Below are 20170 nucleotides of genomic sequence, written 5' to 3'. Positions count from 1 at the left end.
CACTTTCTAGTCATCATTTCCTTTGCCCAGCTTGATCTTTACTTTGCCATCCTTTTCCGAAACGGCACGCAGGTGCACCACAATTCCTTTCCTGCTGCGTTTGCGCTTCTCTGCTTTGTCGGTAATGGCCGAATCTTTTGCGGGGTTCCTCAATGGAATATCCAGGTTGATATTCGTACCTCCGGTTATTCCGTATACCCCGTTCACATCAATATTGATGGCGCTGGAAGCGATGCGCATAGGTGGAATCAGTATTTTATTTCCCTCCACCTGGAAGGTACTTGACAGGTTATCGATGGTGATACTATCGAGGCGGCGTTTGCGGAAGGCGAAGTTACCAATGTCTGCAAGCGGGCCGAAATTGATGAGTGCACCGTTCTTCAGGTTAAAGTTAATAGTACCGTAGAGCGAGTTTTTAGCAAGACTTCCATTATCCAGCACATTACCTTTCAGGTTCACCTTTGCCGATACATTGCCTCTCAGGTTATCTGATTTCAGGGCCGACAAGCCGAAGTTATCGAATGCGTAAAACAGCTGGCTGATGTGCACATTGTTCACCGTGGCGTTTATGTTAAAGTTGTTGTTATTCCCTTGCTGGTGGAGCACCCCGGCCATCTGCATATTTCCGCCTGCATGTTGCAGGGCAATTTGTTTTAACAGTATATCCGTATTCGTTAGCTGTACAGATGCTTTTACATTTTGTGCATTAAAGCGCTGATAGGTAACCTTATCCAGCTGCACCAGCATGTTTACATTACTGGAAGCCAGTACTACATCCAGTTGCCGGTTTACCCGGGTCATTTTTGCTTTCTGCTGGGTGCGGGTTGGTTTAACTTTTTGCCGTGGTGCCAGGAAGCTCTTGAACTCATTAAGGTCTACCAGCTGGCTGCGGATATTCCAGGTGAGTTCAATTTTATCCGGCGTAGTAAAATAGAGGTTCAACAGGTTCTTCACCATGCCGTCCATCTGCAGGTTACTTTTCTGTGTTTGTATATGCACATTTTCCAGCATCAGATCCTGCCCTGTAAAGCGCAGGGTGGCGTTGGCATCATGAAAAGATAAGTTACGCGGCAAGTAGGTAAATGCCCCTTGTTTTACCTGTACTACCCCTTGCAGGGACGAAGGCGTATTATCGCTGTTAAGCACGGGCCCCGTGTAGTATAGATCTGCATTGGCGTTGCCGTCTTTGAACAATATCGGGCTTTCCCCTGTCTCGCTGTTCAGGTTGGTCAACGGAAAATCCGACCGGAAATGTCCGTGCAGTAATGGTTGTTTCAGGTTTACCACCCGGATGGTGTCTGCTTTTAGCGGTACACCTGCCAGCGTGGCGCTCAACTGGAAAATATTAACGGCAGAATTTTCATCAGTGTGGCCTTGTCCCGGTAATACTTCGTTATTAAATCTCCCCGTGAAATTACAGTTGGTCCATTCGCCCATTGTAGTTACCATTACATTGTTGGTGGTTTTCCAGGTAATGAGCACTTTGGGGGTGTCCCTGTATTTCATATAACCGTTGAGGTTAGCTTCTGCATCCAGCGGCTTTGTGAGGGTAATGCTGTTTAATTTGGAGCTGATGGCAGGCGGCAGCCAGGTGGCGGCATCATGCAGTAATACCTGGTTGGCATTAATTTTCAACTGGAACGGTGGTGGTTTTTCTCCAAACCCAAACTGCCCTGCAATGAGCAACGGGTGGTCATCTATACGGATTTCCTGTTGTGGTATGTGCAGGATCTTTGTGCGTTTGTTGAAGATCACGGAGAGGTTCAACTGCATTTTTTTATCTTTCAGATAACTTCCTTTAACGGTGTTAAAAGCAAAACTTTTAGACAGGATATCCGATATCATTGTAAACTGGATACTACTGTCGGTGGCGCTCACCTTACCGTCCAGCTGGCGTACATCCAGGTGGAATAGTTTAAACTTCTGCCGGTTATCTATTATAAAACTGATGTTCGTTAACATCAGCTTTTTAATGCTGGCATCTTTTGAGCCGTTGTTTTTCTTTGCGGCTGACTTCCGTTGAAGTACATACGTGTTGGAATAGCCGGTGGTATCTGTATACAGGAAGATGGTACCATCCTGCAGGGTGATTTCATTTACATTTACGTGTTTGCGTAACAGTGATAACGTGTTTACCCGTACGAAAATGTAGTCAACATCCAGCAATGGGTGATGATGCTGCTGAAAGAGGCTGTCTTCCAGCACTACTTTTTTCAGGGCGATAGACACACTGGGAAAGCTCTTCCAGAGGGAAGGTTCCATATCCGCGATGCGGATATTTCCGCTCAGGTGATCATTTAGCTGGGCAGTGATCTGTTTGAGGAAATTGTCTTTATTCGCATGTATGTACCAGGTCATACCCAGGATTAACAGCACCAGGAGTGCTATAAATATACCGCCGGTAATAAGGATGATCCTGAGCCATTTCTTCATGTGGTAAAGGTTTATTTGCTATAACAGCTTGAGCTGCCAAACAGTTCACCAACCCATAAAAACCATGCCTGTTCCGCAGAGTGTAACAGCAGCGCCGCTGATGGCGGCCATATATCTTTCTGTGGCTACGGGTTTCATTAGGGAAAACCCGTAGTATCCCAACAGTACCATGATGATCATGGTGAGGATGGTAAAGAACGTAAAAGTAGCTATCAGCATTACGATGCCGGGTACAGATTGTTGCGCGGCCGGATAAAACAATAACGGCAACAAAGGCTCCGACGGGCCCATTACGAATATTACGAACAGTATCCAGGGCGTTACGCGGATCCTTTTCTGTGGCGCTACATAGGCTTCATTGTGCCGATGCTGATAAACATACATATCGCCGTCGTCATATACATCAAAATGTTTGTGCGGCCTGTTGGCGATGGCTTTATACAATCCCCATATGAGGTAGAAAAGCCCCAATATCAGCAATGCCCATCCCGCAATGCCGCCACGCACTTCTGTGATGGCGGTAAAACGCGACAGCTGCCAGCCCAGTACTACGCCAATCATCCCGATCACGAGTGAGCTCATTACATGTCCGAGGCCGCAGAGGGCCGTCCACCCAATAGTTTTAGCCACCGACCATTTCCGGGTGCGGGAAAAAACGATGAAGGGCACGTAATGATCCGGTCCGGAGGCCGTATGAAGACAGCTGATAGTAACTGCCGTTAGCAATAAACTGTTATCAATAAATGACATACTACATTTTTAAAGAGATAAAAGCTTTGCCAGTTGTTGCTGACATTCAAATAGTTGTTCCCCGCTATGGCCCAGCATTCTTACCATGATGCCATTACCCGCAGTGCGGGTAACGCCGGCCAGGATATGGGGTTGATCTTCCAGGTAACGGTGAAGCCTGTCCGCAGTTTCGTTCAGGAGTACCTTTTCATGGGTATCAAAAAACAGGAAGGTGGCCTGGTGGGTATATTCTTCCATCCATCCCATTGCATTAAAGCTGGTAACACCGGGTTGCATCAGGAGGTTATCCCTTAACAACAGCTGCTCCCCCAAAAATACCTGTGTGATGCTGTGCAGTTTTGTAAACAGGAATATTTCCCCGTTTAGTTTCCGGCCGCAGGTAATGATTTCTCCCCATATAAGACGGCAGTCATTTGCCAGGTGCAGGTTTGCCGTGCCGGTGTAGGCAGCCTTTTCATGCGGCACCAGGGGGTGCGGTAAAAAGGTGAAGGTGCTCCCTGTTTGCAGTCGTACGCACATTTCCTGTGTAGCGCCGGTTTCCATGTTAAACAGCCGCTGGTAGGCCTGAGTTTGCAGGTGCAGGGCGGTGCCTGCGGTTACGGTAATATCTAACTGGTAATGATCTTTATCCAGCATCCCCGGCGAAGAGCTCATCATCATGAGGCGCAATACCGGGTCGCTGCGTTCCTCCCGCACGTTGGCCACTTTAAAAGGCCGCGTGCAGTAGCATTCCTTCAGGTAAGTGCTGCTGTCCCTTTTGCCTGTCAATATCTTCAGTTCACTGATCATGTTAAGAGGTTGGGCACGGCGCTGTCTTCCAGTAATGCATATCTTTTAATCCAGTTAATTACGTCTTGCAGCCCGGTACCGCTCATGAGGTCAGTGAACACGAAAGGTTGTCCTACTCTCATTTTGCGGGCATCTCTTTCCATTACGCCAAGGTCGGCGTGCACATAAGGGGCGAGGTCAATTTTATTAATCACGAGCAGGTTCGAGCGGGTAATACCGGGACCTCCTTTACGGGGAATCTTATCCCCTTCCGCTACGTCTATCACAAAAATGGTAACATCTGCCAGGTCGGGGCTGAAAGTGGCGGACAGGTTATCGCCGCCGCTTTCAATAAAGATGATTTCAATATCGGGGAAGCGGCGTACCATTTCTTCCACGGCTTCCAGGTTCATGCTGGCATCTTCACGGATGGCGGTATGTGGGCAGCCGCCGGTTTCCACGCCAATGATCCTCTCTGCCGGCAGCAGGCTGTTTTTCGTGAGGAATTCCGCATCTTCCTTCGTATAAATATCGTTGGTGATGACGGCTACCTGGTAGTGTTGCGCCATTTGCCTTGTTAACCGCTCAATGAGGGCTGTTTTGCCGGAACCTACCGGACCGGCCACTCCTACTTTTATGTATTCTCTGCTCATTGTATGAATAATTATTGTTACGACATATACAACCGGCTGTACAGGCGTTCGTGCTGCATACTGCGGATATCAAATGCCGCGTTGCAAAGGCCGAGCAATGATCTGTCGGGTTGTATCGTTGCTGCTGTCAGTTCTTTTAGTAGATGTTGCAGGTCAAAGATGATATCCTGCCCGTCCATTTGCCCAAGGGGCACGAGCTTTACGCAGTTGGTCACCATTCCCATGGCGGCGTTGTAATAGAACGCATACAACGCGGACGACAATGGAATGCCGGTGAGGTGGGCGTATATACCAAACACCAGGCAGTAGTGCGGGCTGTTACCTGCCGCTGTTTCATACTGCGTTACCAGGTCGCTGGTGTACCTGCGGCTGAAAATACGGGTAAGCCTTGCACCCAGCTTCTGGCTGGCTTCCCGGAGTTCGCGCGGCGCTTTTACGGCAGTGCACAGGTGGTGCAGCTCCAGCAGTTCGTTCACATTATTTTGTGTAGCTGCGGTGTAGGCCAGGCTCATAAATGCGGCATCGTTGTAGCGGATATTATTCTGCAGCATATTGCGCACAAAGGTAGCCGCAGTGGCTGCGCTGTTGACCAGCCCCTGTTGCACAAAGGTTTCCAGCCCGGCAGAATGTGTGTAACCGCCAATGGGCAATGTGCTGTCTGCCAGGTGTAGTAAGCTGCCGAGATAATGCTGTTCCATATGCTCTATTTTGACGCCAGTTCCAGGATCTTCTCAAAAAATGAAGAGCCGCTGTTTCCATGCGTGTGTGGTTGTACGTTAGTACGCAGGATGTGCAGTAACTTGCGCCGTTCTTTTACCACCGGGTACCCGGCCGCATGGAGCCAGCGATACAGCGGCTCCTCTGCGGGAATCAGCAGCTGCTCCTCTTCGAGGAAAAGCGGCAGGTGTTTGTTGCCGATTTCGTAGCACACCTTTGCCATTTCGGCCATGTTCTGCGGGCGGATCACAATAGCTTCACAGGGAAGGATGTCTACCACGATCATCAGGTCGTTGTCCTGGTAGAGGATATCATTTTGTTGCAGTTGCTGCCCTTCCTTTGTAAACTTCAATGCCACTTCACGGCCGCCGGCAGTGAGTTTCCGCTGAATGCGCCGGGAAGTTTCAAACCATTCCAGCGGCAGCAGGTCGGTTTCTTTACTGCTGCGTGTATGCGTATCCGTATTTCCTATAATTTCCCTTACCAACATATCTCTTCCGGATTAAAATAAAAAATAACGCTGTGCGAGCGACAGTTCCTTTAACGGTTCGCAGGTAATTTTTTCGCCGTCTACCCGTACTTCGTATGTTTCCGGATTTACGGTGATATCGGGTGTTTTATCGTTATGAATAAGATCTTTTTTGGAGATGTTACGGCAGTTGCTCACCGGCAACAATTGTTTCTGTAAACCGTATTCTTCTTTAATGCCTTTCTCTAACGATAACGCAGATACGAATAATACGCTGGTGTGCAGCAGTGCTTTTCCGTGTGCGCCAAACATGTGGCGGTAAATTACCGGCTGCGGTGTTGGAATGGACGCATTGGGATCGCCCATGCGGCTGGCATTGATCATGCCGCCTTTGATGATCATTTCAGGCTTCACGCCGAAGAAAGCGGGTTTCCACAGCACGAGATCTGCCATTTTACCGGGTTCCAGGGAACCGATATGCGTGGAGATGCCGTGTGCGATAGCCGGGTTGATGGTATATTTGGCGATGTATCTTTTCACACGGAAGTTATCATTCTCGCTGTTCTTATCCTCCTCCAGTGCGCCACGTTGTTTCTTCATTTTATCGGCGGTTTGCCAGGTGCGGATGATCACTTCACCGATGCGACCCATTGCCTGTGAGTCGGAGCTCATGATGCTGAATACGCCCATGTCGTGCAGGATATCTTCTGCAGCAATGGTTTCCGGGCGAATGCGGGAATCTGCGAAGGCCACATCTTCCGGTACTTTTTTATCCAGGTGATGGCATACCATCAGCATGTCGAGATGTTCATCGATGGTATTTACCGTATAAGGGCGGGTGGGATTGGTAGATGCAGGCAATACATTCGGGAAGGAGGCGGCGCGGATGATATCCGGTGCATGGCCGCCACCTGCGCCTTCTGTGTGGAAGGTATGTATTACACGGCCGTTGATGGCGTTGAGTGTATCTTCCAGGAAGCCGGCTTCATTCAGCGTATCCGTGTGGATGGCGATCTGCACGTCCAGTTCGTCGGCTACTTTCAGGGAAGCATCTATTACGGCCGGCGTAGCGCCCCAGTCTTCATGAATTTTCAGCCCCAGCGCGCCTGCAGCTATCTGTTCCACCAATGGCCCTGTGGTAGCACAATTCCCTTTACCAAAGAAGCCGAGGTTTACGGGGTATGCTTCTGCCGCCTGCAACATGCGCTGGATGTTCCATTTTCCCGGTGTTACCGTAGTCGCGCTGGTGCCATCGGCCGGACCAGTACCGCCGCCTATCAGGGTGGTTACTCCGCTGAAGAGGGCATGATCCACCTGTTGCGGGCAGATAAAGTGAATGTGCGTATCAATACCGCCGGCAGTGGCGATGAGGTTGGCGCCATTGTGTACTTCGGTGGATGCACCGATGATGAGCTGCGGATGTACGCCGTCCATCGTGTCGGGATTACCTGCCTGTCCTACTGCAACGATCTTACCGTCTTTAATCCCTATATCTCCCTTCACAATACCCCAGTGATCGATGATCATCACGTTAGTGATTACAAAATCGAGCACGCCTTCGCTGCGCAGTGCGGTGGCCGATTGGGCCATACCGTCCCTTACGCTTTTACCGCCGCCGAATTTGCTTTCATCGCCGTATACGTTGTAATCCTTTTCTATTTCGATGATGAGGTCTGTATCTGCCAGCCGTACGCGATCGCCGGTGGTAGGACCATACATATTTACATATTTTGTTTTGCTGATGGACAGGCTCATAGTTGCTCGGATTTAAAATTGAGGGAAGCTGCTTTGGCTATGGCTGCGGCTTTCACAGCAGGATCGGTGGTATCGCCGTTTACAAGGTTATTGATACCGATCACTTTCCGGGCGCCGCCCAGCTCCACCAGTTCCACTTCCTTGGCTTCTCCCGGCTCAAAGCGTACAGCATTGCCAGAAGGTATATTGAGCCGCATACCGAATGCGGCCTCCCTTGGGAAAGACATCATGCGGTTTACTTCAAAAAAGTGGCAATGGGAGCCTATCTGCACCGGTCTGTCACCGGTGTTCACCACGCTTACCCTGACCGTTTTCCGGCCGGCATTGGCAATGATATCTTCCTTCTTTAAAAAATATTCTCCGGGGATCATGGTTGTAAGATTTAGTACTGGTTAACGGATAGGATCATGTACGGTGACCAGTTTGGTACCGTCGGGAAAAGTAGCTTCGATCTGAACCTCGTGGATCATTTCGGGTATGCCTTCCATCACATCTTCGCGGGTAAGAATGGTAGCGCCATAGTGCATGAGCGCTGCCACGGTATTGCCGTCTCGTGCCGCTTCCATTAAGCGGCTGCTGATAAGGGCGATGGCTTCCGGGTAGTTAAGGCGCAGTCCTCGTGCTTTTCTTTTCTCGGCCAGTTCACCGGCCAGGTGCAGTAGTAATTTCTCGGTTTCCCGTGCAGTCAGGTGCATATGAATAGATTGTTGTATAAAAACTTTTTTCCGGGAGATTGGCTGGTGTATGAAAGGAGTGGTAAAGTACGATTTTTCCGCGGATTTTGTCTTTCTCAGGATTACGCTGATTTTACTGATTTTTTTGATTTGAACATTTTGGATTTTAAAGGATTTGGGGAGATATAGGCGGATTTTGTCTTTCCCGCTGATTACACTGATTTTACTGATTAAGGGATTTGAACACTTTGGATTTTAAATGATTCGGGGAGATGTAAGCGGATATTTTCGCTTATATCTCCCCAAATCTTTTAAAAAAATAATCAGTAAAATCAGTGTAATCAGCGGGAAAGACAAAATCCGCCTATATCTCCCCAAATCCTTTAAAATCCAAAATGTTCAAATCAAAAAAATCAGTAAAATCAGCGTAATCCTGAGTAAGACAAAATCCGCTTAATGTGCGGCGCTGGCTATTTTACCGAACCGAGTACGTACGGCATCGAGTTCTCCGCGTTTCATTTTTGATGTTTTTTCGAGGATGCCAACGAAGTAATCCACTTCTTCTTTCTGGGCGCGGACAGCCTACGTTCTGCAGTTTGCCGGTGGGGCTTTTCATGCGGCTGTCGGCCAGCAGTTCACCGTTGGTGTTTAATACCAGCCAGAACGGAATGCCTTCCTGATCGCCGTGATATTTTGCCAGCAGATCTGCGCCACCGGGGTTTTCCAGCGATTTGTTGGCGCCGTTTTCCAGCACGGTGATATGACGGATTTCGTAATTGTTGTCGAATGCTTTTTTCACGCTGGCATCATTCATGGCAGTATCCATTTTATGGCACCAGCCACACCAGGATGCGTGAAAGATGACGATCACTTTTTTATTGGCTTTGGCTGCCTGCGCGCAGGCATCTTTTACTACCTGGTCGGCGGCGGGTGGCGCCTGTTGCGCTTTTACGGCCGAGAAAGCGAGCGCGGAAAATACGAATGTTAAAGAGAGCACTAAAGAACGCATGGGTGATTGGTTTTCTCAAATATAACAAATTTCGCGTGGGGATCGCCTTCGGCGATGCGGAAATTGTCTTGGCTCAGGATTACGCTGATTTTACTGATTAGTTTGATTTTTACTTTTGGATTTTTTTTTGGATTTTCAGATTTATATAAAAATTAAAAGGAGATATAAACGAATATATCCGCTTATATCTCCCAAAATCATATAAAATCCAAAGTGATCAATCCCCTTAATCAATATAATCAGCGTAATCCTGAGTAAGACAACCTACGCTTTAATCATCGAGCTTGAGTACCGCCAGGAACGCTTCCTGTGGTATTTCCACGTTGCCTATCTGGCGCATACGTTTCTTACCTTCTTTTTGTTTCTCGAGTAATTTACGTTTACGGGAGATGTCACCGCCATAACATTTTGCGGTTACGTCTTTACGCATAGCGCTGATGTTTTCGCGGGCAACGATCTTGGCGCCGATGGCTGCCTGGATGGCGATCAGGAATTGCTGGCGGGGCAGCAGTTCCTTCAGTTTTTCGGTGAGTTTACGGCCAAACTCCTGTGCGCGACTTCTGTGGATCAGGGCACTGAGTGCATCCACTTTTTCGTTGTTCAGGAGGATATCCATTTTCACGATATCACTGTCGCGGAATCCGATCGGGGTATAGTCGAAGGAGGCGTATCCGCGTGTCTGGCTTTTCAGTTTATCATAAAAGTCGAATACGATTTCCGTTAATGGTATTTCAAACATCAGTTCCACGCGGGTGGTGGTCAGATAGCTTTGATTCAGGAGGTTACCGCGTTTGCCGAGACACAGGGTCATGATGTTACCGATATATTCCGGCTTGGTGATGATCTGTGCGCGGATGAAAGGCTCCTCGATCCTGTCCAGTTTGGTAGGATCGGGCATTTCGCTAGGGTTGTTTACGATGATCACGCCATCGCGGGTTGTGTGTGCAATGAAGCTTACGTTGGGAACCGTGGTGATAACGGTTTGATTGAATTCCCTTTCGAGGCGTTCCTGGATAATTTCCATGTGAAGCATACCGAGGAATCCGCAACGGAAGCCAAAACCCAGCGCCTGCGAGGTTTCCAGCTCATAGGTGAGGGAAGCATCGTTCAGCTGCAGTTTGTCCATACACTCACGCAGCTCTTCGAAATCTTCCGTATTTACAGGATAGATACCGGCAAATACCATTGGTTTTACTTCCTGGAAGCCGTTGATACCTTCTAAGCAAGGGTTATTGGATAAGGTGATGGTATCCCCTACTTTCACTTCCTTAGCGCTTTTGATACCGGTAATAATATACCCTACATCCCCGGTGAATACTTCCTTGCGGGGATCGAGTCCAAGTTTCAGGATGCCTACTTCATCTGCAAAATATTCTTCTCCGCTGTTGAAAAACCGGATCTTATCACCTTTTTTGATGGAGCCGTTGAACACGCGGAAATACGCGATGATACCACGGAATGAGTTGAATACGCTATCGAAGATCAGTGCCTGTAACGGCGCTTCATTACTGCCTTTGGGAGCGGGAATACGGTGAACGATGGCTTCAAGGATCTCTTCAATGCCGATACCGGTTTTACCGGAGGCAAGCAGGATATCTTCCCCTTTTACGCCAATGAGTTCAATGATCTGGTCTTTCACTTCTTCGATCATGGCGCCCTGCATATCAATTTTATTGATAACGGGGATGATTTCGAGGTCGTTTTCCAGTGCCAGGTAAAGATTTGAGATAGTTTGCGCCTGGATACCCTGTGCGGCGTCTACCAGGAGGAGGGCTCCTTCGCAGGCGGCAAGGGCGCGGGATACTTCGTAGGAGAAGTCCACATGGCCGGGGGTATCGATCAGGTTAAAGATATATTTTTCACCATTTTTTGCCGTGTAATCCATCTGAATGGCGTGGCTCTTGATGGTGATCCCTTTCTCACGTTCAAGATCCATGTCGTCCAGCACCTGTGCCTGCATGTCGCGGTCGGAAATAGTATGTGTAAACTCCAGTAAACGGTCTGCCAGGGTACTTTTACCGTGGTCAATATGGGCAATGATACAAAAATTGCGAATATTCTTCATATGTTTTTTTGCTATTCCGTGTCCTGCTGCAATGTACTGCATCGGACCTTTTCAGCCGGCAAAGGTATTGAAATTAGTTCATTAGTTAATGCGTTTAGTAATTATGTTTTGTTATTTGGTTTTTAAGGAGATAGAAAGGATGGCGCGGGCTTTTTTTGATATATTAATATATAAAGCTCAACTTTATAGACATAAGGGAAAAATGAGGGTGTTAACCCGTATTATTAAATTTAAAATTCACCGCACATGGAACTAACCAGTCAGTTTGAAGAGGCAGTAGCAGCCAGTAAAACCCTGCCGGAGAAACCGTCCAATGAAATTTTGCTGCAGTTGTATGCTTTGTACAAACAGGGAACAACCGGCGACGTGGATAACGACGGTCCTTCCAACCCATTTGATTTTGTGGCGAAAGCCAAGCATGAAGCGTGGGCGGAGTTGAAAGGTAAAACGAAGGATGCGGCGATGCAGGAATATGTGGACCTGGTAAAGAAACTGAAAGGAGGCAATTAGCCGGGAGCTGTTAGCTGATGGCTAACAGCTTCTTTCATCTTTTTCCTTACTTTTGGGTTATGGTACCTTCATACACGATAAGCGAAAAGTCACAACATTACCTGGCGCTGGAAGAACAATATGGTGCCCATAATTATCATCCGCTGCCGGTTGTACTGGACCGGGGCGAAGGTGTTTTTTTATGGGATGTGGATGGCAAAAGTTATTATGATTTTCTGTCCGGTTATTCTGCTGTAAACCAGGGGCATTGTCACCCTAAAATTATTGCCACCCTTATAGAGCAGGCAAAAAAGCTGACACTTACCTCCCGTGCATTTCACAATGATTTGCTGGGAGAATATGCACAATATATCACTGCTTATTTCGGATATGACAAAGTATTGCCCATGAATACGGGGGTGGAAGCAGTGGAAACAGCGCTGAAGCTTTGCCGTCATTGGGCCTATATTGTAAAAGGCATTCCGAAAGACAAAGCAAAGATCATTGTTTGCGCCAATAACTTCCACGGGCGTACGCTCAATGTGATTTCGTTCAGTACGGATCCTGCCGCACGTGATAATTTTGGTCCGTTCACACCGGGCTATGAAGTCATTCCATACAACAGCCTAACAGCACTGGAACAGGCTTTACAGGATAAAAACGTAGCCGGATTCCTGGTAGAACCTATACAGGGTGAAGCGGGTGTAATGGTACCGGATGAAGGGTATTTATCCAAAGCCTGGCAGTACTGCCAGGATGCCAATGTGTTATTTATTGCAGACGAGATACAGACGGGTTTGGCCCGTACCGGCAAAATGCTGGCGTGCGACCATGAAAATGTGCGCCCGGATATCCTGATACTTGGAAAGGCTTTGTCGGCCGGCACCTTACCGGTGAGCGCTGTACTGGCGGATGATGAGATCATGCTCACCATTAAACCGGGCGAACATGGCTCCACCTATGGCGGCAACCCGCTGGCCTGCAAAGTGGCCATTGCTTCCCTGCAGGTGCTGAAAGACGAGAAGATGGCGGAAAACGCCGCTGAAATGGGCCTGTTGCTCCGCAACGGCCTGAAGGAACTGCATTCGCCTTACATCACCACCATCCGTGGAAAAGGACTGCTGAACGCCATCGTTATTGAACATAAAGACCCGGAAGCTGCCTGGGACCTTTGTCTTACTTTAAAAGAAAACGGTCTGCTGGCAAAACCAACACACGGTGATAAAATACGGTTTGCACCGCCCCTGTCTATCAACGCAGGACAGATCAACGATTGCGTGCAGATCATCAAAAGAAGCCTGGAGCAGGCTTTCAGTTAGTGAACCTTGTATGACTATATCCCATAAAGCCATCCGTAGTTCCGGGTGGAAGACAGATTTTTTAATCGGATTTCCCGATGGACTTTTCCTGCTGTTCTTTGCTACGCAGGTGATACAGGTATTTCCCATTGAAGTGCAAACCTTTTATACCATTCACCTGTGCGCACTGATCATTGGCGCCGTACTGGTAATGATCAGCGCTTTCCAGGCTAATAAAGGCGACCTGCAGCACGACAGCGCCCTGTTGTCGGACCAGGAACGGTCCAAGCTGCAACGACTGGATATCAACCCGCGTATGATTGCACATATAGAACAGGAAATGGAAAAGGATGCCCATTCATGGGAGCTGATGCTGGAACAGGAAAAAGTAAAGGAATCTGCGTTTAGCCGTTCCCGTGCTATCAAGAGTGCGTTGATGACGGGAGTTTTCTTTTTGCTGGGCGGCATCCTTTCGCTGGGACCTTACCTTTCCAATGAAAATTTCGCAGCGGCCTCCCCTACCAGTATCCTGCTGGTTTTCCTGGGACTCACGATTTTCAGTTTTATCAAGGCGAAAGTAACCGCGCAACGTCCGCTCCCGGTGATTTTACGGTATTGGTTGATGGGAGCCGGTATCCTTGCGGGTGCATGGATTTTACATAAAACCATCTTCTGAAGCGGATTTTGTCTTTCCCACTGATTACGCTGATTATATTGATTTAGGGATCTGATCACTTTGGATTTTAATGATTCGGGGAGATATAAGCGGATATTTTCGCTTATATCTCCCCGAATCTTTTTAAAATCATAAAAAAATCCCAAAAGTAAAATCAAGGGAATCAGTATAATCAGCGTAATCAGTGGGAAAGACAAAATCCGCATCGCCGAAGACGATGCGGATTTTTATTTACTGTTTTTAGGCGGACGTGTAAACAACACGCAGGCAAAGGCTACCAGCGCACCAGCTAATGATAAGTAAAGGCCGGGTTGCGACTGCGGACAATCGCCCATCTCACATCTTGAATACAACAACATATTCCTGAAGGTCCAGGCCAGCAGAAACCCTACAATAAAGAGGTTCACCCTGGACACCCACTTATTCTTTACCAGGAATATTCCAATTGCCAGTACAGAAAGGATAATACATAACCGGCCCGGCTCTCCGTAATTGGAACCCGTTCCGTTTACGCCTGTAAAAACCAGGTGCCTGCCTTCCACGTCTACCACCGACCACGGCAAAAACGCGCAGATAATCACCAGCAACACTGCCAGTATTCCAATAATAGCTGTCCTGGACATACTTTTAAATTTAGGGAGGCAAAGGTACTTATTTTGCGCCCGGTTCACAATGCGAACGCAAATAATTAGTATATAAAGTAGAAAGGTGTTCAAAAGTACCTTGCCCCTCAGAGATACTATGTGTGCGGTTAGGATAAGCCATAAACTGGAACTGCTTATTATACCTGATCAGTTCATTCAGCAGCATTTCCGCGTTCTGATAATGTACGTTGTCATCACCGGTGCCATGGATATAAAGCAGATTGCCCTGGAGATTTTTTGCATAAGTGATAGGCGAACCTTTTACAAAGTCTTCCCGGTTTTCTTCGGGCAGGCCCATATAGCGTTCCTGGTAAATGTTATCATAAGTAAGCTGGTTGCCTACCGCAGCAATGGCGATCCCTGTTTTATAGATCTCCGGATACTGGAACAGGAGATTCAGCGTCATGGAGCCGCCGCCGCTCCAGCCCCAAACAGCGGTGCGTTGCGGATCAAGAAAAGTATATTTCTGTAACAATGCTTTGGTGCCCATAGCCTGGTCGCGTGCATTGATCAATCCTACTTTGCGGTACACGCATTTACGCCAGTTGCGGCCTTTGGGCAATGGGGTGCCCCTGTTGTCCATTGATACGTACACATATCCGTCGGCAGCCATATCGCCGTCGTAGAGGAAATTGCGGCCTGCGCCAATGGCGTCTAGCGAGGTAGCGCCGGCGGGTTCGCCGTATACATAAAATACCACGGGATATTTTTTGGAGGGATCAAAACTGGCGGGTTTACTCATCCAGCCGCTCATGGTAACGCCGTCAACGGTGGTGATGCTGAAGAACTCCGGTTTATTGGGTGCTGCAGCGCCTTTGGTAATAGCATTCAGTACGGTATTGTCCTTGCTTTTGTGCGCCGGCAGCTGCAGGTTTTCACTAACAGGATAAGTATATGCGTTGCTGAAGTCGTGGATAGCCCAGTTTCCGTAAGGTGAAATTTTATATTCGTGGGAGCCGGGTTCATTCGCGGGTGTGATACGTTCTGCCTTGCCTCCGTTTAACGGCACCTTGTAAAGGTACTGCTGGGTAGGATTGTCCGGTGAAGCGAGGAAATAAATGGTGTTACTCGCTTCATCAATTTTGGCGATGCTGATCACATCATAGTTTCCTGGTGTGAGTAAAGTGGCTTTACCATCGTCCGTAGAAATATTGTAGAGATGGCGCCAGCCGTCCTGTTCACTCACCCAGATAAAGGATTTGCTGTTGCGGATAAAGTCCCATCCGGCGATGTTGTCATCGTCCCAGCGCGACTTTACATCGATCCAGGCGCTGTCCTTTTCCTGGTAAACAGGGCGTACATTTCCATTGGCGGCATCGCAGAGCATTATTTTGCTTTCGTTTTGTTTGCGGTTCAGCTGCTGGATGATGAGGGTATTTTTACCGGGCACCCATTCCATGCGGGGAATATAATGTTGTTGCTGATCGCCCGGAACCTGCATCCAGGTTGTTTTAGCAGTTTGTATGTCGGCAACCCCGATGCGGCAGGCAGAGGGGCTCTCTCCTGCTTTCGGGTATTCTACCGGCACCGTAAAGGAATATATGGAATCAGTGTTATCGATCATGAGGAAGTCGCGGATCTTTGTGGCATCAATCTGCCAGTAGGCGATGCGCTTGCTATCCGGGCTCCAGCGGAAGCCGTCGCGGCAGCCGAATTCTTCTTCATAGGCCCAATCGAATGTACCGTTAATAAAACGGCGGGTACCATCCGTGGTAATGGGAGTAATGGCGCCTGTGGCGAAGTCTTCCACGAAAATGTTATGCCCGCTTACGTACGCGGCTTTCGTGCCATCTGGTGATAATTTGGCGAACATAAGGGAAGAAGCCGGTTTATCTTTCCCGAGCTGCAGGAGTTTTCCGCTGGCGATGTCCAGCAACCAGTAGTCACCGCGGGTTTCATAACGCCATACTTTTTTCGAATTGGTGTAAAGCAGTACTTTTTTTTCATCTCCTGAAAAATAAAAATCCTTTATGGCAAGGTTGTGATAGCTGACTGCGGGGACTTTTAGGGAAGATGCTTCACCGGACAACGGGTAAGATTCGATCCCGGCAGGGGTGGCTTTAAAATAGGATTTGCCGTCGAGGCTCCACCGGATGCCCTTTCCGGGCTGCGCCTGTGCTGGTAAATAATACAGCGCGATAAAAACAATGAGTAGCGTAAGTTTCTTCATTATGTAAGAATAATTTGCAATGGTAGCCAAATTATAATAGAAAAAAAATGAACAATATAGGGACGGTAGTGTTCACTTAATAAAAAATCACCCTTTAGTATTAAAAAAACAATTTCTTTTTGCCTATTTTTATGTCAGATTTAATAATTAGATAATGAAAACCAGCCGGTTAGCCATATTTTAACCGGTAATCCTAATTCCTGCAGAAAAACCGTCAGTTATGATACAGATTACCTTATCTTATAAAAACCGTGAATACCGGCATTTTGAAGATTCCTCTCTTGCGCAGATCGCTGAAAATACCCGGAGATTACTTTGCGCTTTACTGGAAGATATCTATGACCTTGTTACGAAGGAAACAGGGCGCTTTATGATCTACCTGGATCACCATCCTAAAATTGAAGTGGAAGGATTCAGTCATGGTCTCCGCAACCAGATAGAGCGTACGCTCCGTGGTGAATCTGCCTATGAGGATGATTATTGAGTTGGTTGTTGTTCTCCTGTCGTAGTCATATAAAGTATCCTTACCTTAGTTCATAAATCAGACAAGGAGAATGCAGCTTACCTTCATCCAGGTATTGGAATTACTGGGCACTTTTGCGTTTGCTGTTTCCGGAGCCACAGCAGCTATTAATAAGTCGTATGATGTTATCGGGCTATTGGCGCTGGCTTTTATCACCGCTATTGGCGGTGGTACTATCCGCGACCTGCTGACAGGCGCCACGCCAGTAGCCTGGATGACGGACGAACTTACCAACACGGCCATTATTACCGCCGCTATTATTGCCGCATTATTTTTTTCCTATGTGAAAAAACTCACCCGTTTACTCAGCACCTTTGATGCTATTGGTCTTGGGCTGTTTACTATTACCGGTATCAATAAAGGACTGGCAGCGGGGCTTCCCATGCCCATATGTGTAGCGCTGGGCGTTATTACCGGCACTTTCGGCGGATTACTGCGCGATGTTATCACCGGAGAGCAGCCAATTCTTTTTACCCGCGAAATATATGCTGCGGCATCTATTGCCGGTGGCATCCTGTACCTGGTTGCGGGGCACTTTACCGGCGTTTCCGGAGACATTGCGCAGGGTATAGCCGTTACCGTTATAGTGACCATCCGGCTGATAAGCCTGCGTCATAACTGGCAATTGCCCCGCTTACGTTCCTAGCAGCGATGTTTGCCGGTAAATAAAATTTATTATATTGCTGATATGATGGCATTATTTGATAATTATCTTGCTTTTGCAACCACCGTATTCATGGGATTACTGGCAATTGTAAATCCTGTTTCAGCCATCCCTGTTTTTATGGAGCTGACATCCAATATGGATAAAAAAGCGAAGCGAAATATTGCTACCAAATCAGTGATCATTGCCTTCTGTATTATTCTTGTTTTCAGTGTGGCGGGTAAACTCATTTTTCATGTTTTTGGCATTACATTGGCCGCGTTGCGTGTAACCGGCGGTATCCTTGTATTCGTGATTGGCTATGAAATGGTACGCGGAGAAAAGGAAAATAAAAATGAAAATCCCAAACTCGGCGCTCAACCGGTGAAGGCCGACCAGGGGATCAGCGTAGCCATTACCCCACTGGCAATGCCGCTGCTGGCGGGCCCCGGCGCTATTACCACTTCCATGAGTTATTCCGCGGCAAAAGACCTTACACACCTGGCTATTGTAATAGCCATTTATGCATTTATATGTTATATTACCTATCTGCTCTTTATTGCAGGTGAACGCATTGTAAAAATAATCGGCACCAATGTAATGATGGTGATCACAAAAATGATGGGACTTATTCTCGCTGTTATCGGGGTTCAGATGTTTGCGCTCGGCATCCGCGAACTTTTTAATTTTTAAAAACGGTTTTCCCAGAACAATTTTAAATCGTTTCGTGTTATTATTTCAGATGCGCACTAAAGGAGTTTTCAAGATAACACAAAAGGGAAAAAATATTTAAGAAGATAGCAGCCATCATCCGCATAGCGTGACCCGCTATGATTGTCATTGCGCATCCAAACATAAAATCCAAAAACATTTTAACTTATCGAAAACATTTCGCGTAAAAATACGTGAAGGAATCTCATTGCCACTTTATAAAGTTTTTTTAGTTGAACAACAGGTAAATCCGTTATTGATTACTAGGTGGATGTTATTTGTTCTCTTTTTTTAATAAGAACATAAGAAAATCAATATAGACGGAACAGTTAGCAGAAAAGCCGTCCCGACTCCTCGGGACGGCACTTTTTTTTAGTCCTGGTTTTTCTTTTTGCGTTTGCTGTCTGCGATATCTTTCTGATCGTATTCGTCTTCATCATATCCTTCCAATACATTATTCCGGTCGTCGTTCCTTTCTTTTTTGGCGCCGCCTTTGGCCGGAGCCAGTGTTTCATTCTTACGCTTTGTTTCTTTCAGCTCACGCTTTTCGGAAGTGCTTTTTTTGATCGTCATAAGTCATGGTTTTAACGTATGGCTACAAAAAAAACGCCGGAACTGTGCTTACGGGATCATGACACCTTCTTTAATTTCATCTGTTGCCGGTGCGATCACCCGGTCATCCGCCTGCAGATGGCCGAACACTTCCGTGGAGTCGTTGTGATGATTACCTTCTTCTATATCAATCCATTTTGTATAGTGATTTCTTACGGCGACTACATACTTTCTTTCCGTAGACGTAACAATTGCGCTGGCCGGCACTAACAGCGCCTGAGCAGAGCCTTTCAGCGGCAGCATCACTTCTGTATACATTCCTGCTTTGAGTAACCGTTTCGCGTTCTGTACATCTATTTCTACAGCTTCAGAGCGGTATTTATCATTCAACGTACCCGCCTGCCTGGCGATGGTACCCTGGAAATGTTCACCGGGAATGGCATTGACCTCAAATGTGATCACAGACTGTTCTGATAACTGGGCGCTGTATATTTCGGGGACCTGGAGCATCAGCCTTAGCTTGTCTTCCTGCTCCAGCATCAACATGGGCTTATCATCCACTTTGGTGTCCGGCCCCACCAGGGCACCGGGGTGAATGTTACGTTCTGTGATCACGCCATCAAAGGGCGCGGTAACAGTTAAATATCCACGGTTTACTTCCTGCGCGCGGAAATTGGCCTGCTCGCTGTTCATCAGTGCGCTGTCGGCCAGCATACGGGCTTTTGCCAGCTCCAGGTCGTGCGGGGAAATGGTGCCCGGTTCTTCACTGGTGGCTACGGTACGTTCGTAGTTATCCTTACTGGAGGCGAACATGGCCGCTGCCTGCAGGTATTTGGACTGTGCAGCGTAATAATGCTGGGTTACTTCCGGCGCTTCCAACACCAGGAGTACCTGTCCTTTTTTTACTTTGGAGCCGCGGTCTACAGAAATGCTTTTCACAAAACCATTGATCCTGGGATAAATGCTAACCTTCTGGAAGGCGGCTAACGCGCCCGGCAAGCGGATACTACCAGCCAGCGGTCGCTGTACCACTGTTGCGAGCATATAATGACGTTCTTCTTTATTTGTTTTCTTTTTATCAGTCATAGCGGCTGAATTACAGGCCGCCAGGGCAATGATTATACTTACCGTGAACAGGTAATATTTATAGTACTTCATTATTTTAGATTTT

The 20170-nt window shown here is 47.6% G+C and carries 21 protein-coding genes; 6 read left to right on the top strand and 15 right to left on the bottom strand.

What is annotated here, in order from left to right:
• Positions 1-6: 6 nt before the first annotated feature.
• The 11 genes from QFZ51_RS18635 to lepA form a co-directional block, all read right to left on the bottom strand.
• A complete protein-coding gene (locus QFZ51_RS18635) occupies positions 7-2433 on the bottom strand; it encodes an AsmA family protein (RefSeq protein ID WP_429047919.1) in 2427 nt (808 codons plus the stop codon).
• Positions 2434-2478: 45 nt separating this feature from the next.
• A complete protein-coding gene (locus QFZ51_RS18630; RefSeq protein WP_079471858.1) occupies positions 2479-3183 on the bottom strand; it encodes a hypothetical protein in 705 nt (234 codons plus the stop codon).
• Positions 3184-3192: 9 nt separating this feature from the next.
• On the bottom strand, positions 3193-3972 hold the full coding sequence (locus QFZ51_RS18625; protein ID WP_429047917.1) for an urease accessory protein UreD: 780 nt from the start codon (positions 3970-3972) through the stop codon (positions 3193-3195).
• Positions 3969-4604: an urease accessory protein UreG gene (gene ureG / locus QFZ51_RS18620; protein ID WP_370913451.1), complete on the bottom strand. Its 636-nt coding sequence runs from the start codon at positions 4602-4604 to the stop codon at positions 3969-3971. Before ureG ends, QFZ51_RS18625 begins: the two co-directional genes overlap by 4 nt.
• A 17-nt stretch (positions 4605-4621) precedes the next feature.
• Entirely contained in the window at positions 4622-5302 is a 681-nt protein-coding gene (locus QFZ51_RS18615) for an urease accessory protein UreF (RefSeq protein WP_429047915.1), read from the bottom strand.
• 5 nt (positions 5303-5307) lie between these two features.
• Positions 5308-5811, bottom strand: coding sequence for an urease accessory protein UreE (gene ureE, locus QFZ51_RS18610; RefSeq protein ID WP_429047914.1), 504 nt, complete (start codon positions 5809-5811; stop codon positions 5308-5310).
• 12 nt (positions 5812-5823) lie between these two features.
• On the bottom strand, positions 5824-7545 hold the full coding sequence (gene ureC / locus QFZ51_RS18605) for an urease subunit alpha (protein WP_429047912.1): 1722 nt from the start codon (positions 7543-7545) through the stop codon (positions 5824-5826).
• Positions 7542-7916: an urease subunit beta gene (gene ureB, locus QFZ51_RS18600; protein ID WP_336388574.1), complete on the bottom strand. Its 375-nt coding sequence runs from the start codon at positions 7914-7916 to the stop codon at positions 7542-7544. The genes ureC and ureB overlap by 4 nt, the downstream gene beginning before the upstream one ends.
• A gap of 21 nt (positions 7917-7937) precedes the next feature.
• Positions 7938-8240 (bottom strand): urease subunit gamma, encoded by a 303-nt coding sequence (ureA, locus tag QFZ51_RS18595; RefSeq protein WP_370913447.1) that lies wholly within the window; start codon positions 8238-8240, stop codon positions 7938-7940.
• Between the two features lie 454 nt (positions 8241-8694).
• Positions 8695-9228, bottom strand: coding sequence for a thioredoxin family protein (locus QFZ51_RS18590; protein ID WP_429047908.1), 534 nt, complete (start codon positions 9226-9228; stop codon positions 8695-8697).
• A gap of 271 nt (positions 9229-9499) precedes the next feature.
• On the bottom strand, positions 9500-11293 hold the full coding sequence (lepA, locus tag QFZ51_RS18585) for a translation elongation factor 4 (RefSeq protein WP_429047905.1): 1794 nt from the start codon (positions 11291-11293) through the stop codon (positions 9500-9502).
• A gap of 246 nt (positions 11294-11539) precedes the next feature.
• Here lepA and QFZ51_RS18580 point away from each other — a divergent pair, with 246 nt between their 5' ends.
• Genes QFZ51_RS18580 through QFZ51_RS18570 form a run of 3 tightly spaced genes read left to right on the top strand, consistent with a single transcriptional unit; the run spans position 11540 to position 13756 of the window.
• The gene (locus QFZ51_RS18580; protein WP_079471849.1) at positions 11540-11803 is read left to right on the top strand and encodes an acyl-CoA-binding protein; all 264 of its coding nucleotides are present in this window, start codon (positions 11540-11542) and stop codon (positions 11801-11803) included.
• 59 nt (positions 11804-11862) lie between these two features.
• On the top strand, positions 11863-13101 hold the full coding sequence (gene rocD, locus QFZ51_RS18575) for an ornithine--oxo-acid transaminase (protein ID WP_429047903.1): 1239 nt from the start codon (positions 11863-11865) through the stop codon (positions 13099-13101).
• Positions 13102-13111: 10 nt separating this feature from the next.
• Positions 13112-13756 carry a VIT1/CCC1 transporter family protein gene (locus QFZ51_RS18570; RefSeq protein WP_429047900.1) on the top strand — a complete coding sequence of 215 codons (645 nt, stop codon included), beginning with the start codon at positions 13112-13114 and terminating at the stop codon, positions 13754-13756.
• Between the two features lie 227 nt (positions 13757-13983).
• Here the strand turns inward: QFZ51_RS18570 and QFZ51_RS18565 are convergent, their stop codons facing one another.
• Together QFZ51_RS18565 and QFZ51_RS18560 are read right to left on the bottom strand one after the other, a co-directional pair.
• Complete coding sequence (locus QFZ51_RS18565; RefSeq protein ID WP_429047898.1) at positions 13984-14379, bottom strand: hypothetical protein; 396 nt, start codon at positions 14377-14379, stop codon at positions 13984-13986.
• Positions 14380-14407: 28 nt separating this feature from the next.
• On the bottom strand, positions 14408-16570 hold the full coding sequence (locus tag QFZ51_RS18560; protein ID WP_429047896.1) for a S9 family peptidase: 2163 nt from the start codon (positions 16568-16570) through the stop codon (positions 14408-14410).
• A gap of 220 nt (positions 16571-16790) precedes the next feature.
• Here QFZ51_RS18560 and QFZ51_RS18555 point away from each other — a divergent pair, with 220 nt between their 5' ends.
• The 3 genes from QFZ51_RS18555 (at position 16791) to QFZ51_RS18545 (ending at position 18429) form a co-directional block, all read left to right on the top strand.
• Positions 16791-17054, top strand: coding sequence for a hypothetical protein (locus QFZ51_RS18555; RefSeq protein ID WP_429047894.1), 264 nt, complete (start codon positions 16791-16793; stop codon positions 17052-17054).
• Positions 17055-17124: 70 nt separating this feature from the next.
• Positions 17125-17739: a trimeric intracellular cation channel family protein gene (locus tag QFZ51_RS18550; protein ID WP_429047892.1), complete on the top strand. Its 615-nt coding sequence runs from the start codon at positions 17125-17127 to the stop codon at positions 17737-17739.
• 42 nt (positions 17740-17781) lie between these two features.
• Entirely contained in the window at positions 17782-18429 is a 648-nt protein-coding gene (locus QFZ51_RS18545) for a MarC family protein (RefSeq protein WP_370913438.1), read from the top strand.
• A 390-nt stretch (positions 18430-18819) separates the two neighbouring features.
• On the opposite strand, the gene QFZ51_RS18540 is transcribed toward QFZ51_RS18545, so the two are convergent.
• Complete coding sequence (locus tag QFZ51_RS18540; RefSeq protein WP_370913437.1) at positions 18820-19020, bottom strand: hypothetical protein; 201 nt, start codon at positions 19018-19020, stop codon at positions 18820-18822.
• 48 nt (positions 19021-19068) lie between these two features.
• Positions 19069-20157 carry an efflux RND transporter periplasmic adaptor subunit gene (locus QFZ51_RS18535; protein ID WP_429047891.1) on the bottom strand — a complete coding sequence of 363 codons (1089 nt, stop codon included), beginning with the start codon at positions 20155-20157 and terminating at the stop codon, positions 19069-19071.
• Positions 20158-20170 lie beyond the last annotated feature (13 nt).

It is taken from the genome of Chitinophaga sp. W3I9 (assembly GCF_050434025.1).
Classification (GTDB): domain Bacteria; phylum Bacteroidota; class Bacteroidia; order Chitinophagales; family Chitinophagaceae; genus Chitinophaga.
The sequence above is the reverse complement of the archived record's forward strand: the minus strand, read 5'-3'. Positions and strand labels throughout refer to the sequence as shown.